This is a genomic window from Xenorhabdus griffiniae, from assembly GCF_001028135.1.
GTDB lineage: Bacteria > Pseudomonadota > Gammaproteobacteria > Enterobacterales > Enterobacteriaceae > Xenorhabdus > Xenorhabdus bakwenae.
On the sequence record NZ_LDNM01000030.1, the window covers coordinates 1 to 14,858 of the forward strand.

The 14,858-nt window shown below is 45.5% G+C and carries 14 protein-coding genes; 5 read left to right on the plus strand and 9 right to left on the minus strand.

The annotated features are described in order from the left end of the window. The coding region (locus AAY47_RS22635; RefSeq protein ID WP_235428317.1) for a hypothetical protein at positions 1-269 on the plus strand (269 nt) is incomplete at its 5' end. Here the strand turns inward: AAY47_RS22635 and murI are convergent. Continuing rightward, the gene (gene murI, locus AAY47_RS07855) at positions 266-1,129 is read right to left on the minus strand and encodes a glutamate racemase (protein WP_047768578.1); all 864 of its coding nucleotides are present in this window, start codon (positions 1,127-1,129) and stop codon (positions 266-268) included. The two genes, AAY47_RS22635 and murI, sit on opposite strands and share 4 nt — an antisense overlap. Then, positions 1,074-2,912, minus strand: a complete 1,839-nt coding sequence (gene btuB / locus AAY47_RS07860) for a TonB-dependent vitamin B12 receptor BtuB (protein WP_047768580.1) — start codon at positions 2,910-2,912, stop codon at positions 1,074-1,076. Before btuB ends, murI begins: the two co-directional genes overlap by 56 nt. 202 nt (positions 2,913-3,114) lie before the next feature. Here btuB and trmA point away from each other — a divergent pair, with 202 nt between their 5' ends. After that, positions 3,115-4,215, plus strand: a complete 1,101-nt coding sequence (gene trmA, locus AAY47_RS07865) for a tRNA (uridine(54)-C5)-methyltransferase TrmA (protein WP_047768582.1) — start codon at positions 3,115-3,117, stop codon at positions 4,213-4,215. Positions 4,216-4,289: 74 nt separating this feature from the next. Here the strand turns inward: trmA and AAY47_RS07870 are convergent, their stop codons facing one another. Both AAY47_RS07870 and fabR read right to left on the minus strand, forming a co-directional pair. Beyond that, the gene (locus AAY47_RS07870) at positions 4,290-4,667 is read right to left on the minus strand and encodes a YijD family membrane protein (protein ID WP_047768584.1); all 378 of its coding nucleotides are present in this window, start codon (positions 4,665-4,667) and stop codon (positions 4,290-4,292) included. 21 nt (positions 4,668-4,688) lie between these two features. Continuing rightward, positions 4,689-5,351 (minus strand): HTH-type transcriptional repressor FabR, encoded by a 663-nt coding sequence (fabR, locus tag AAY47_RS07875; protein ID WP_047768586.1) that lies wholly within the window; start codon positions 5,349-5,351, stop codon positions 4,689-4,691. Between the two features lie 205 nt (positions 5,352-5,556). Between fabR and sthA the strand changes: the two genes are divergently transcribed. Continuing rightward, complete coding sequence (sthA, locus tag AAY47_RS07880; RefSeq protein WP_047768588.1) at positions 5,557-6,954, plus strand: Si-specific NAD(P)(+) transhydrogenase; 1,398 nt, start codon at positions 5,557-5,559, stop codon at positions 6,952-6,954. Here sthA and oxyR read toward each other — a convergent pair. The 5 genes from oxyR to argC all read right to left on the minus strand — a co-directional run bounded on the left by oxyR (position 6,946) and on the right by argC (position 12,448). After that, the gene (gene oxyR / locus AAY47_RS07885) at positions 6,946-7,863 is read right to left on the minus strand and encodes a DNA-binding transcriptional regulator OxyR (protein WP_047768590.1); all 918 of its coding nucleotides are present in this window, start codon (positions 7,861-7,863) and stop codon (positions 6,946-6,948) included. The genes sthA and oxyR overlap by 9 nt on opposite strands. Before the next feature lie 99 nt (positions 7,864-7,962). After that, positions 7,963-9,336 (minus strand): argininosuccinate lyase, encoded by a 1,374-nt coding sequence (argH, locus tag AAY47_RS07890; RefSeq protein ID WP_047768591.1) that lies wholly within the window; start codon positions 9,334-9,336, stop codon positions 7,963-7,965. 55 nt (positions 9,337-9,391) lie between these two features. Next, the gene (locus tag AAY47_RS07895) at positions 9,392-10,603 is read right to left on the minus strand and encodes an argininosuccinate synthase (protein WP_047768593.1); all 1,212 of its coding nucleotides are present in this window, start codon (positions 10,601-10,603) and stop codon (positions 9,392-9,394) included. Positions 10,604-10,627: 24 nt separating this feature from the next. After that, entirely contained in the window at positions 10,628-11,401 is a 774-nt protein-coding gene (argB, locus tag AAY47_RS07900; protein ID WP_047768595.1) for an acetylglutamate kinase, read from the minus strand. 42 nt (positions 11,402-11,443) lie between these two features. Beyond that, the gene (gene argC, locus AAY47_RS07905; RefSeq protein WP_047768597.1) at positions 11,444-12,448 is read right to left on the minus strand and encodes an N-acetyl-gamma-glutamyl-phosphate reductase; all 1,005 of its coding nucleotides are present in this window, start codon (positions 12,446-12,448) and stop codon (positions 11,444-11,446) included. A 116-nt stretch (positions 12,449-12,564) separates the two neighbouring features. Between argC and argE the strand changes: the two genes are divergently transcribed. Both argE and metF read left to right on the plus strand, forming a co-directional pair. Continuing rightward, positions 12,565-13,722 (plus strand): acetylornithine deacetylase, encoded by a 1,158-nt coding sequence (gene argE, locus AAY47_RS07910; protein WP_047768600.1) that lies wholly within the window; start codon positions 12,565-12,567, stop codon positions 13,720-13,722. Positions 13,723-13,936: 214 nt separating this feature from the next. Next, positions 13,937-14,824, plus strand: a complete 888-nt coding sequence (gene metF / locus AAY47_RS07915) for a methylenetetrahydrofolate reductase (RefSeq protein ID WP_047768602.1) — start codon at positions 13,937-13,939, stop codon at positions 14,822-14,824. The last annotated feature ends 34 nt before the right edge of the window (positions 14,825-14,858 follow it).

Genomic DNA, 14,858 nt, shown 5'->3' on the forward strand with positions numbered 1-14,858 from the left:
GTCTTGTGAGTGCCCACACAGATTGTCTGATTAATTTGTTAAAGAGCGTTGGCAACCGGGCGTTTCTTCCGGGTTGCGAGGCTGCGTATCTTACGCTTTTCGCCTCGAGAGTCAAGCGATTATTTTCGCTTTTCTCTCACCGTCCTTCGCGGTCTGTTTCAGCTCGGCGTCGGTCAGTGGTGGCGCATTATAGGGAGTTTTTCAGCGCTGACAATAGTTTTTTTGAAAAAAATGACCAAGCGGTGATTATTACACCAAATTGCACTTAAGTTGGTAGTTTTTCCAGCGTTAAGAAGCCTAATTCGCGTAAAACGGGATGTAATGTTTCACTCTCTGGCTCGATCTTTGTGCAGTAGGCTAAGTTATTCGCTGTTGTTAAAAACAAATCTTCCCGATTTTTGATAAGCCATGCAGTTCTGCGAGCGATTGCCGCTCCCGAATCAATCAATCTTGTTCCATCCGGTAAAACTTGAGCAATTTCTTCTGCTATCAGAGGAAAGTGTGTACATCCTAAAATAACTGTATCTGGTGGCTCTTTCATTCTTAGCCACGGTTTCAGTATTTTCTCTAACTCTTTTAGAGGAACGTCCTTACCATGTAATTTTCGTTCAGCTAACTCAACCAATTCAGCAGAGCCAATTGCATACATCTGGCAATCCGTAGCAAACCTTGCGATTAATTCTTTGGTATAGTCGCGCTTCACTGTGGCACTTGTCGCCAATAGTCCCACAACACGGTTACAGGTTAGCTTCGCCGCAGGTTTGATCGCGGGCACAACACCAACCACAGGAAAAGAAAAACGTTCACGCAAGGCGGGCAAACTGACTGTACTGGCAGTATTGCAAGCAATCACGACAACTGCCAAAGGGTGTTTTTTCTGGATCGTATCAACAATCTGAACAACCCTTTCTACAATGACTTCCGCCGTTTTCTCGCCGTAAGGGAATGCTTCATTATCGAAAGCATATATATAGTGGAGATCTGGCAAGAGTTGCCGAATCTCTTGATAGACAGATAAACCACCCACTCCAGAATCAAAAACCAGGATCGTTGGACGGGCGGTCTTGTTTAAATCAGAAGTTGTAGCTTCCAGTGAGGTAGTATTCTCTTCCTGGGGTGCGATAGCCATAGGCTGTCTCATAATGCTTATCAAACAGATTGGCTATTCTAGCATGGATTGTCAGGTGGTCAGTGATCGAATATGCGGCGCTGATATCCCATAGACTTACGCCCGCTAATTTTACTGTTTTCGCAGGATATACATTATAGTCTTGGTCATAACGCCGACCAATATATTGGTAGGTTATTCCCCAATCGACATTAAAAGCGTCCCAATCCAATTGATATTTAACTTGCTGTTTAGCTCTGCGAGTTAATTGCTGCCCACGGCCATCACGCGGGTCAGTGAACTGTAATGTGAGTTGATGCTGGAATAAGCCAGTCTCCATTGTTCCCGTCCACTCAACACCTTTTATCTTTGCCTTATCACCGTTCTCATAGCGATTATTGGCAAAATCTATCAACTGTTCAATATCGTTACGATAAGCAGATAGACGCCAATTAAGTGGCCCGGTCAATCCTTCAATTCCGATTTCCCATTGCTTGCTTTTTTCTGCTTTAAGGTTTTCATTTCCCCATTTGCTATAAAGCTGATTCAAAGTTGGTGCTTTGAATGCCGTTCCATACGAAGTGATAAAACGATAACCATCAACAAATTCCCAGCCGATGCCGATTTGCCCTGTCGTATTCCAGTTATAATCAGAATGGTGATCTGAACGTACAGCACCTTCTAAAATGACATTCTGCACCTTTTGCTGTGCAGTTAAATAGAGTCCCGTATTATCAACATGTTTTTGTACAGGAATGTTATTAGAGCCTGCGGCAACCCCTTCTCTTTTCCAATCAATTCCACTACTGATTGCCCCATGACCAACCTGCCACGTATTTCCCCATTGCACATTGTACTGTTTGGAATCACTCAGACTGGCGTTATTGCCATAACGCCCATGCTTAGGAACATAATCGTAATCTTTGACATGACCGTAACTGACAATGAATTGAGAAGAATAACGGCCTTGATTAAATTGAATACCCGCATCATAGGAACGATTGAACAGTTCGCGAGTGTCTGCTTCGCCGATGTTCCATGCGTCATAAGCCGTCCGATTATTCAATCCATAGGCTCGGACAAATCCGCTTATTTGCTCACTTATTTTATGATCTATTTCCAACCACAGCATTTTACTCATAAAGCCATCACGATCTGGCTGACGATATCCCCCCGTTTTACCATCAACTATCACATCAAACCCTTTGGTGTAGGTATAGCCTGCGGCTGTAGTGAATAAAGTATTCTCACCGAGTTTTTGCTGTGTTGAACCATTATAGTTCTGGTATCCGTTTGAGCCGATACCCGCATTCAGTGTTACCCCGCGTTGTTCCCGTTTTGTGATGATATTGATCACGCCACCAATGGCATCAGAACCATATACAGCAGAACGTGCGCCACGGATATATTCTATTCTTTGCACCATGGAGATTGGGATCTGGCTAAAATCGGCGGCTCCGGTAATGCCTGCCTGATTCAAACGGACACCATCCACCAGCACCAGTGTATGATTTGAGTTCGTACCACGAACAAATAAAGAAGAGTGCTGCCCAATCCCCCCATTCTGCGCAATATCAATACCCGGCAACCGGCGAAAAACATCCATCAGGCTGCTGGATTGCCAACGATCTAACTCTTCACGAGTCACTACCGTCGTTGGCGCCAACACTGAAGAAATCGGCTGCTTAAAGCGATTAGCTGTAACCACCAACGTATCTGGATTATCAGCCACTGCAAAATGGTTCCAACCAGAAAATATCGCCACGGACGCAGCAGATAGAAAAATCTGTTTTTTATTTGCCATAAGATTTGTGATGAGAATGAGTGTGGTATCTGGCTATCTATATTAACTATAAAGCGTCATGCTACGATGAAGGCTTTAGCGTGTCCAGAATGCCCCTCTATCAAAAAAAGCGCGGATAAACTAGAAAACTGGACATCCTTTGCACTTGCCCTACAATGCCGCACGGAAATTTTTCTTAACGTGACCATACGAGAACCCGATAATGCAGAATGCCTTGCCAACGGAAAATTATGAAAATCAATTGACGGAGAAAGTTTATCGTCTAAAAGGAATGATGCTCCCCTTTAGCGCACCCGAACCTGAAGTTTTCCGTTCCCCGGCATCACATTACAGAATGCGCGCAGAATTCCGTATCTGGCATGAGGAAGATGACCTCTACCACATTATGTTTGATCAACAGACCAAACAGCGTATCCGCATTGATCAATTTCCAGTGGCCAATCAGCTCATCAATAAAATGATGCAAGCCATCATGGCTGGCGTAAAAGACAATCCCGTATTACGCCATAAACTGTTTCAGGTGGATTACCTTTCTACCCGCAGTAACAAAATTATTGTCTCCCTGCTTTACCACAAAAAACTGGGGGATGAATGGCGTGAACATGCAACCGCTCTGCGTACTCAACTCATCGCCGCAGGGTTTGATGTGCAACTTATTGGACGCGCTGCAAAAACCAAGATCATGCTTGACCATGACTATATAGATGAAGCGTTGTCTGTTGCCGGTAAGACGATGATTTACCGTCAGGTCGAAAATAGCTTCACACAACCGAATGCCAGTATCAATGTTCATATGTTGGAATGGGCTATTGATATTACTAAAGGCTCGAAAGGTGACTTGCTTGAGCTGTATTGTGGCAATGGTAATTTCTCCCTGGCGCTGGCGCAGAATTTTGAACGGGTATTAGCGACAGAAATTGCCAAGCCTTCCGTAGCTGCTGCCCAATTTAATATCGCAGCGAACAAAATTGATAACGTACAGATTATCCGCATGTCAGCGGAAGAATTTACCCAGGCGATGAACGGAGTGCGTGAGTTTAACCGATTGCAAGGCATTGATTTAAGCCGTTATCAATGTGAAACCATTTTTGTTGATCCACCGCGTAGCGGACTGGATGAAGAAACGCTAAAAATGGTCCAAGCGTATCCACGTATTCTTTATATTTCCTGCAATCCAGAAACACTCTGCCAAAATCTGGAGACGCTGACACAAACCCACAAAATCAGCCAACTGGCACTCTTTGACCAATTCCCTTATACCCACCATATGGAGTGTGGTGTCCTACTGGAAAAAAGAACATAGTCGTCATTAAAAATCAAAACGCCACCCAATTGACTTTGTGGCGTTTTTTATTGAATCGTTCTCGATAAAAGCGATTAGCTTTGGCTTTCTGAAGTAAGCGCTACTTGCTGCTTGCGTTTTTTCATCTTTAGGTAGATCCAAAACACCAAGACAGTACCAATAACGACAGGCAAGAAATTAGAGCCAATTGCTGGATATTCCATCCGAATAAAGGCGTTATACACAAACATACCTAAAAAGAAGCATCCCACAGCCAGCTTGGGTAATCCGTCTGCCATCGGATAATTCAAATAACGTTGGTGGAGACAATACAAAGAAAGTACCAAGGCAATAAGAGGGAAAATAGAAAAAGGGACAAATGAATTAAAAAATATTGAGAAAGTTCCGTGTGTTGCCATTCCAACGATAAGAGCCAGCAACATGGTGCTTTTATCTTGGCGGTATTGTTCCATCGTATTATTCTCCTTTCATTATTATTCAGAGGGTTTAGGGATCGCTTTAGAGACAGTGTTTTTTTCTTGCTCACGACGATACCAATAATAAGCGCCTTTGGAAATCATGCGGAGTTGCAAAACCAAACGCTCTTCGAGACGACGCCTTTTTTCTTCATCAATATCCAGCGCTTCTGCACCTGCACTGAACACGATTGTCACCATCGCCTCGGCTTGTATTTCAGTGAAATGGCGGGGCATATGGCTGGCTTGCTCAAGGTAGTCTGCCAATTCAGCAATAAAATGTTGGATTTCCCGTGCTACAGCCGCACGAAATTCAGCCGATGTACCGGAGCGTTCACGCAGCAACAGCCGGAACGCATTAGGATTGTTGCCAATAAACTCCATGAAGGTTGAAACCGAAGTACGGATGACACTGCCGCCTTTGGCGATGCGCTGACGTGCCTGACGCATTAACTGACGCAACATCAAACCACTTTCATCGACCATCGTCAGCCCCAGTTCATCCACATCACGAAAATGTCGATAAAAAGAAGTTGGTGCAATACCCGCCTCCCGAGCCACTTCCCGTAGGCTAAGGCTGGTAAAACTGCGTTCAGCACTGAGTTGGCGAAATGCCGTCTCAATCAGGGAGCGGCGGGTTTTTTCTTTCTGTTTTGCTCTAACGCCGGTTACGTTACTCACAACAATCCTGATCTATCTCGACTTTAATCGGGCAAATATAACAGATTCTGCTAAGTTTGCTGTGATTGTTCTCTTAAAGATATTATTCGATGTTTTCCCGATCTATTTCTAAACAGTGAGATAAAAACCTCATGCTCATTGGGTTATTGCATCGAGTAATGTTAAGATAGCGTTGTTATTTTGTGTAAAAACAGGTCTTTCCTCTATGCAACATACTCATTTTGATGCCATTGTGATTGGCTCTGGTCCCGGTGGGGAAGGAGCAGCAATGGGGTTAGTAAAACAAGGCAAAAACGTTGCTGTTATAGAACGTTATAATAATGTCGGCGGTGGATGTACTCACTGGGGTACAATCCCCTCGAAAGCGCTCCGCCATGCTGTTAGTCGTATTATCGAATTTAATCAAAATCCCCTCTACAGTGATAACTCCCGCATTCTTCGTTCCTCGTTTTCAGAAATTCTGCGCCATGCTGACGTCGTGATTAACCAGCAAACTAAAATGCGCCAGGGGTTTTATGAACGTAACCGCTGTCGAATGTTTGCAGGAGAAGCCACTTTCATTGATGAACATCGGGTAAGTGTGCGTTATGCCGATGATAGTGTTGATGTCTTGAGCGCAGACAACATTATCATTGCCACCGGTTCCCGTCCTTACTGTCCCCCTGACGTCGATTTCACCCACTCCCGTATTTATAACAGCGATACCATATTGCAACTGGATCACGAACCTCGCCATGTCATTATTTATGGTGCCGGCGTGATTGGTTGTGAATATGCCTCCATTTTCCGTGGATTGGGTGTTAAGGTGGATTTGATCAATACCCGTGATTATCTTCTGTCCTTTCTTGATCAAGAAATGTCTGATGCCCTTTCCTACCATTTTTGGAATAGTGGTACGGTCATCCGTCATAACGAAGAATATGAAAAAATTGAAGGCCTTGATGATGGTGTTATTGTTCACCTGAAATCTGGCAAGAAAGTCAAAGCGGATTGCCTGTTGTATGCCAATGGCAGAACAGGTAATACAGACACGCTAGGTTTAGAAAATGTCGGACTGGAAACAGACAACCGCGGGTTACTGAAAGTCAATCGCGTCTACCAGACCAACAATGAAAACATCTATGCAGTGGGTGATGTTATTGGCTATCCAAGTTTGGCTTCTGCGGCCTATGATCAGGGACGCATCGCTGCAAGAGCGATGACCACAGGCAATGCTAATCTGCATCTGGTGGAAGATATCCCGACCGGGATTTATACCATTCCTGAAATTAGTTCGGTGGGCAAAACCGAGCAGCAATTAACCGCCATGAAAATCCCTTATGAGGTGGGTCGCGCCCAATTCAAGCATCTGGCAAGAGCGCAAATTGCCGGTATGAATGTTGGCAGCATCAAAATCCTGTTCCACCGTGAGACAAAACAGATTTTAGGCATCCACTGTTTTGGCGAACGTGCCGCAGAGATCATTCATATTGGTCAGGCCATTATGGAACAAAAAGGTGAAGGCAATAATATCGAATATTTCGTTAATACTACCTTCAATTATCCAACAATGGCGGAAGCCTACCGTGTTGCGGCACTCAATGGGCTAAACCGATTATTTTGATGTTTTTCCGGGTATTTCAAAATAATTGCCCATTTTAGTCCGGATCGCCTCTGCCAATTGCTCATAGCGACCACGCAGAGGTGAGCCGGGACGATAAACCAATATGACGGTCCGCTTAGGTTCCGGTTCATGACACGCCAGATAGCAAACCCCATCCCGCCTTCTCTCATTCGGCACTGACAAATCAGGTAATAATGTAATGCCGCTGCCCGCTGCGACCATATTACGCAGGGTTTCCAGACTGGTCGCCCTAAAATGGGTATCTTCTTTGGCTCCCGCCTGAAAACAAAATCCCATCGCCTGATCACGTAAACAGTGCCCATCTTCCAGCATCAATAACTTCTCGCCGGATAGCTCACCCATCTTAATGTTGTCCCGCCCGGCCCATTTATGCTCCTCATATACCGCCAGCTTCATGGGTTCTTCAAACAACGGCACTTCGATAAATGCTTCGGTTTCTTTCACCAACGCCAAAATAGCGCAGTCAAGCTTTCCACTATCAAGTTGAGCCAACAAGTTTAGGGTTTGTGCCTCATGCAGGTACATTTCCAATTTGGGGAACAATGTATGCAGTTCAGGAATAATCAGCGGCAGGAGATAGGGAGCGATTGTTGGAATAAGACCGATATGCAACGGCCCAGACATACTTTCACCTTGAAGGGAGGCCATTTCCTGCAAAACCTTCACTTCCCTCAAAACGGTTTTGGCCTGTTCCACTAGCAACATTCCCTGTTGGGTAAACAATACCTTGCGGCTAGTGCGTTCCAGCAGCATCACGCCAAGCTCATCTTCCAGTTTGCGGATTTGCCCGCTCAGTGTCGGTTGGCTGACATGACTTGCATCAGCGGCTCGGCGAAAATGCCGGTATTCAGCAAGTGCTACAAGGTATTCCAGATCGCGGATATTCATTCCCAACCTCAGCATTTGATATCAATGATAGTATTGACCAATAAATCATTATATCCACGAGGGGAAAAAACTATCAACTGCGTGTGATTATTAATGTTTTTAGCGAAATCGCTGCCTGGCCTGAGCAATCGCTAGCTTCACTTGTTCTTGCGCTACCCCCCCTTTTGCCCGTCGCTTGTCCAAACACGATTGCAACGATAAAACATCATAGACATCCACCGCAATGACGTTGCTGAATTTTTGCAATTCAAATAGAGAAAGCTCTTCCAGCGCCTTACCTCTGTCAATTGCCGCAATAACAACTTCACCAACAATGTGATGTGCCTCGCGGAACGGAACACCTTTTGCGACCAGATAATCAGCCAGCTCAGTCGCATTAGCATATCCTTGCTTTGCGGCTTCCTCGCAACGGGGGCGTTTTATCTGAATGCCATTTAACACCAGTATCGCCATATGCAAACAATCCAACCAGGTATCCAGTGCATCAAACAAGCCTTCCTTATCTTCCTGCATATCTTTATTGTAGGCGAGAGGAAGCCCTTTTAACGTCATCATCATCCCCGTCAATGCCCCTTGCACCCGTCCACACTTGCCACGGATAAGTTCCAACGCATCCGGGTTTTTCTTTTGTGGCATCAAGGAAGAGCCGGAAGTTACCCGATCCGACAATTCAACAAAGCCGGCCTCTCCGCTATTAAAGAAAATTAAATCCTCAGCAAAACGCGAAAGATGGATCATACTAATGCCCGCATCTGACAGTAGCTCCAAAACATGATCACGATCCGAAACACTATCCAGACTATTGCGTGTCGCTGAGGCGAAGCCAAGCCATGACGCCAGTTGCTCACGATCAATATCATAAGCTGTTCCTGCCAGCGCCCCGCATCCCAACGGACTGATATCCAACCGCTTTAATGCATCCTGCAATCGGCTTTCATCACGACTCAGCATTTCCACATAGGCCAGACACCAATGGGCAAAAGTGACAGGTTGCGCCCGCTGTAAATGGGTATAACCTGGCATGACTGCATCCTGATTATTTTCAGCAGTGAGTACCAACGCTTGTTGCAACTCATCTAATGCTTTCAGAATGTGGACGATCTGATCTTTACACCATAACTTCAGGTCAGTTGCGACCTGATCATTACGGCTGCGTCCCGTATGGAGTTTCTTCCCCAAATCGCCCACTTTCGTGATAAGTTGCCCTTCTACCCAACTATGAATATCTTCCGCATCGCTTTGCAAAATGGCCTTGGGGTTGGTTCGCACTTCATCCAGTAACGCATTTAAAGCCAGCTCCAGCTTTTGCTGCTCTTCGGCAGTTAACACCCCCACCGTCACCAACGCTTTTGACCATGCAACCGAGCCAATAATATCCTGCTCCGCCAAACGATAATCAAAACACAGTGAATCATTGAATTGCTTGAACCGCTGATCGGCTTCCTGACTGAAACGTCCACCCCAAAGTGCCATAATATCGTTCCTGTTTTTTCTACTTGCTGATTACCAAGAATTAATAATCCCAAAATTACTTTTTGCTGCTCAGTGCACGAATACGTGAAGAAAGCGAATAGAGGCGGATAAACCCTTCTGCATGGCGATGATCGTAAACTTCATCCTCGCCAAAAGTGGCGAACTCTTCAGAATAGAGGCTATTGGCTGACTTTTTCTGCACCGCTGTTACCTGCCCCTTATAAAGTTTCAGGACAACTTCACCGCTGACACTGGCCGCTAACATTTCAGCTGCCGCTTGAATTGATTGACGCAATGGCGCAAACCAACGGCCGTCATAAACCACATAAGACATCTCCAGCCCCAGTTGTTGACGCCATTTGAAACTATCGCGATCTAAAACCAGTTGTTCGATGCCGCGCAGTGCTGCCATCATGATGGTTCCCCCCGGTGTTTCATAACAACCGCGGGATTTCATGCCGACTAAACGGTTTTCTACGATATCGATCCGGCCAATGCCGTGCCTGGCTCCCAACTTATTTAACTCAGCAAGGCATTGATAGGGGGAAAGCGCCTGACCATTCACGCCAACCACCTCACCCCTTTCAATCGTCACCGTGATATATTCCGGTTCATTAGGTGCCTCTTCTGGTTCGGCTGTCCACACCCAACAATCTTTATCAGCAGCATTCCACGTACTTTCCAGAACCCCACCTTCGGTTGAAATGTGCCAGGCGTTTTCATCACGGCTATAAATTTTCTCCCGCGTTGCGGTTGTCGGGATATCACGAACCTTCAAATAATCCAGCAGCGCTTCACGGGAACGCAGATCCCATTCCCGCCACGGAGCGACAACTTTCAGATGTGGTGCCAACGCGGTATAAGTACTTTCAAACCGAACCTGATCATTGCCTTTACCTGTTGCACCGTGGGCGACGGCATCCGCGCCTACTTTCAGTGCCAGCTCCACCTGCGCCTTGGCAATAATTGGACGAGCCATTGACGTACCAAGCAGATAGCTTCCCTCATACAGAGCGCCGGTTTTTAACACAGGATAAACATACTCTTTGATAAACACTTCGCGCAGATCAACGACATGGCATTCGGAAGCACCGGAACGTAATGCTTTCTGCTCCACACCGTCCAGATCTTCACGACTTTGGCCAACATCAGCGACAAACGCAATCACTTCACAATTGCCATAATTTTCTTTCAACCACGGAATAATGGCGGATGTATCCAAACCACCTGAATATGCCAAAACGATTTTCTTAATGCTTTTAGTCATAGGGGTAACCTTTTTAATTTTTGTTTATGCCAAAATTCGTGTGCCAATCGGTATGCCATTAAATAACGCAATCAATTGATCTGCATGACGCCAACTCGCTATATCCACGGGTTGTCCGAGTGTTTTTGCCGCTTCCAGCGCCGCATTCACTTTCACTATCATGCCATCAGTGATAATGCCTTGATCGATAAGCTGCCCGATCTGCTCTGCCGTGGCTTCTGGGATCTTTTTCCCTTTCCCATCCAGAATACCGCTGACATCGGACAACAAGATCAAATCTGCATTCAGCACTTGTGCGATGGCTGTCGCCGCTTGATCGGCATTCACATTCATCAATTCACCCTGCCCAGTGATACCAATTGAGCTGATAACCGGCATATAGCCCACATCCAACAAAATTTTCAGGAGATCAGGCGTTCCTGGTTGAGCTTTTCCAGTGTGACCAAGCTCTTCATCAAGTTGAGAAACTTTAACCATTCCCCCATCACCCAGACATAATCCGATCGCAGGCAAACGATATTTTGTTGCCGACGCCAGCAATTTCTTGTTGGCAGTGCCGGCTAACGTCCCTGTAATGATGTCGATTTGATCCTCTGGCGTCACCCGCAGACCTTGTTTCTTCAAAATCGGCATCTGTAATCGCTGCATCAACTCATCAACCAAGCAACCACCGCCGTGTACAATGACCAGTGGACGTTTATGGTTTTTTCGGTATAACTGTAATGTAGTAAATAACCGTTCCAGCGCCTCTTCACTGTCTAATAACACACCACCCAACTTGATAACTAACGGCTCCATCGGATTTATCCTCTGTCGGTATTCATCTCTGTAGGTTAGAAATTAAAGTAGTGCCTGAGTTTCTTCATACCCAAAACGAATATTCATGCACTGTACTGCTTGTGCCGCTGCCCCTTTCAACAAATTATCCTCAGCCCCTACGATGATCAGGTGTTGCCCCTGAACAGCAAAACCAATATCGCAGAATGGCAAACCAACAACAGCTTTCAACGCGGGAACGCCTTTGCTATATAACCGCACCAACGGCTTATCATGATAGGCCTGTTGATAAGCTTCCCTGATTTGTGCTTCTGTCACACCAGATTTCAATTTACAGGTAATTGTGGCAAGAATACCGCGTGAGAAATTGCCCAAATGGGGGGTGAAAATCACCTCTGCACCTAAATGGGCGGTGATTTCAGGTTGATGACGATGGTTAAAAATCCCATACGGTTGCAAACTCACTTCACAGAAACTATTGGTGATCGATGCTTTCCGGCCAGCACCACTGACACCACTGATCGCATTGATAACAGGCCAATGTTCTGTATCTAATAAATTTTGTTCAAGCAACGGTTTCAAGGAAAGTTGGGAAACAGTAGGGTAACAACCAGGAACAGCAATCAATTGCGCTTGCCTGATTTTTTCTGCTTGCCATTCGGCTAATCCATATACCGCTTGCTCCAACCACAGCGTATTTTTATGTTCAAACCCGTAGTATTTTTTATAGAACTGTGTATTTTGTACACGATAGGCTCCCGATAAATCAAACACGATACAACCTGCTGCCAGAAATATCGGGGCAATATCATGGCTGACTTCATGGGCTGTGGCGAGAAAGACCACATCAATCCCTTTTGCCGCTTCACTCACATCAGTCAGCGGCTGTAAGGACAAATCCACAATACCCTGATATTGTGGATGAAGTTCTGAAAAACATTTCCCTGCATCTAAACTTTGAGAAGAAACCATCAAGCCGGAGAGATGGACATAGGGATGACGTTGCAGATATGCTGCTAACTCAGCTCCGGTATAACCACTGGCACCAACTATCAGCGTATTCAACATGGGATTTATTCACCTTATAGTATTAACCCAATAATATTAATTCAATGACTTTACTGAATTTATATGCAATAAATCTGCATTAATATTGATACTATTATGAGTAAGGGCTGTCAACAGTGAATCTTAAATTACCGTCTTTTATTAAATTATATCATCAGCTCATTGCGGCACCTTCTATCAGTGCAACTGATGCTGAACTCGATCAAAGCAATGAAGTTGTTATCAATCTGCTGGCGGAATGGCTAAAAGAGATCGGGTTTGCCATTGAAATTCAAGGCGTTCCTGAAACGCGAGGTAAATTCAATCTGCTGGCAACATTGGGCAGGGGTTCGGGAGGGTTGCTGCTATGTGGCCATACAGATACCGTTCCTTTTGATGCGGGCCGCTGGACACAAGATCCCTTCACACTGACCGAACGCGATGGCAAATTATATGGACTTGGGACGGCTGACATGAAAGGCTTTTTTGCCTTTATCGTTGATGCTCTGCGGGATATCGATGTCAGTAAACTCTCTCATCCCCTTTATATTCTGGCCACCGCTGACGAAGAAACATCGATGGCAGGTGCACGTTACTTTGCTGCCAATGCCCATATTCGGCCTGATTTTGCCATCATTGGCGAACCCACATCATTACAGCCAATCCGCGCCCATAAAGGGCATATAGCCCAGGCTATCCGCATTGAAGGAAAATCAGGACATTCCAGTGATCCAGCACGAGGTGTCAATGCCATTGATCTGATGCACGAATCCATTACCCAGCTCATAAAACTACGCCACACCTTACAAGAACGCTATCACAATCCGGCATTCGTCATCCCTTACCCAACCATGAATTTCGGCCATGTTCATGGCGGTGATGCTGCAAATCGTATTTGTGCCTGCTGCGAGCTGCATATGGATATCCGCCCGCTTCCCGGATTGACTTTGCAGGATTTAAACGGATTGCTGAATGAGGCACTGGAACCCGTAAAACAACGCTGGCCCGGTCGCCTGAACGTAACGGAACTCCATCCCCCGATTCCGGGTTATGAATGCCCAACAGACCATAAATTGGTGGGTGTAATTGAAAAACTGCTGGGAACCAAAGCAGATACCGTCAATTACTGTACGGAAGCGCCTTTTATTCAGGCATTATGCCCAACATTGGTTTTAGGACCGGGATCAATTGAACAAGCGCACCAGCCTGATGAATTTTTAGATATGGCATTTATTGAGCCAACAAGAACGCTACTTTCACAACTTGTGACGCATTTTTGCTTGAATGCGGGTTGATTTTCACTGCCTATCACCCCGATGAGTACATCGGGGTTTCATACCACCTCCCCAACATGAATTTCTTTCCTGATCGCTTTGAATATTCCTCACTGGAAATAAGCTATTTCCCGATTGACTAAAAATCCCGCTTCGCCCATCCTATTTAGACATCTAAACGGATAGACATTTAAACACTTAAACATCTAAAAATAGATTCATGAGGGCACAGGGTATGAGTTTTTTTCACGCGAATCAGCGAGAAGCGCTGAACCAGAATCTGGCTGAACTTGAAGGGCAAATTCGTGTTTCCTTTGAATTCTTTCCACCCAGAACGGCTGAGATGGAACAAACTCTGTGGAAATCCATTGATCGCTTGAGCAAGCTGAAACCTAAATTTGTTTCTGTCACCTATGGTGCTAACTCTGGCGAACGTGATCGCACTCATAGCATTATCAAGGGGATTAAAGAAAAAACCGGCCTTGATGCCGCCCCACACCTGACTTGTATTGATGCCAACCGTGAAGAGCTACGCGACATTGCCCATGATTATTGGCAAAACGGCATTCGTCATATTGTGGCATTACGTGGTGATTTACCGACTCACGGTTGCAAGCCAGAAATGTATGGTGCTGATTTAGTAGAGCTTTTAAAAAAAGAAGCGGATTTTGATATCTCCGTTGCCGCTTATCCAGAAGTGCATCCAGAAGCGAAAAGTGCACAGGCAGATTTGATCAATTTAAAACGTAAAATTGATGCCGGCGCTAATCGTGCCATTACTCAATTCTTTTTTGATGTGGAAAGCTACCTGCGTTTTCGTGATCGTTGCGTCGCAACAGGGATTGACGTGGAAATTGTACCAGGGATCTTACCAGTCTCGAACTTCCGTCAGTTACAACGATTTGCCACGCTGACCAATGTCCGTATTCCCAGCTGGATGACCAGAATGTTTGACGGGTTAGATGATGATCCGGAAAGTCGCAACTTAGTCGGCGCCTCTATTGCGATGGATATGGTGAAAATTCTCAGTCGTGAAGGTGTGAAAGATTTTCATTTTTATACCCTGAATCGGGCAGAATTGAGTTATGCCATCTGCCATACATTGGGAGTACGTCCTTGTTAAAACCCAAAAAGCCGAACAGTTTCCTTATTCGGCT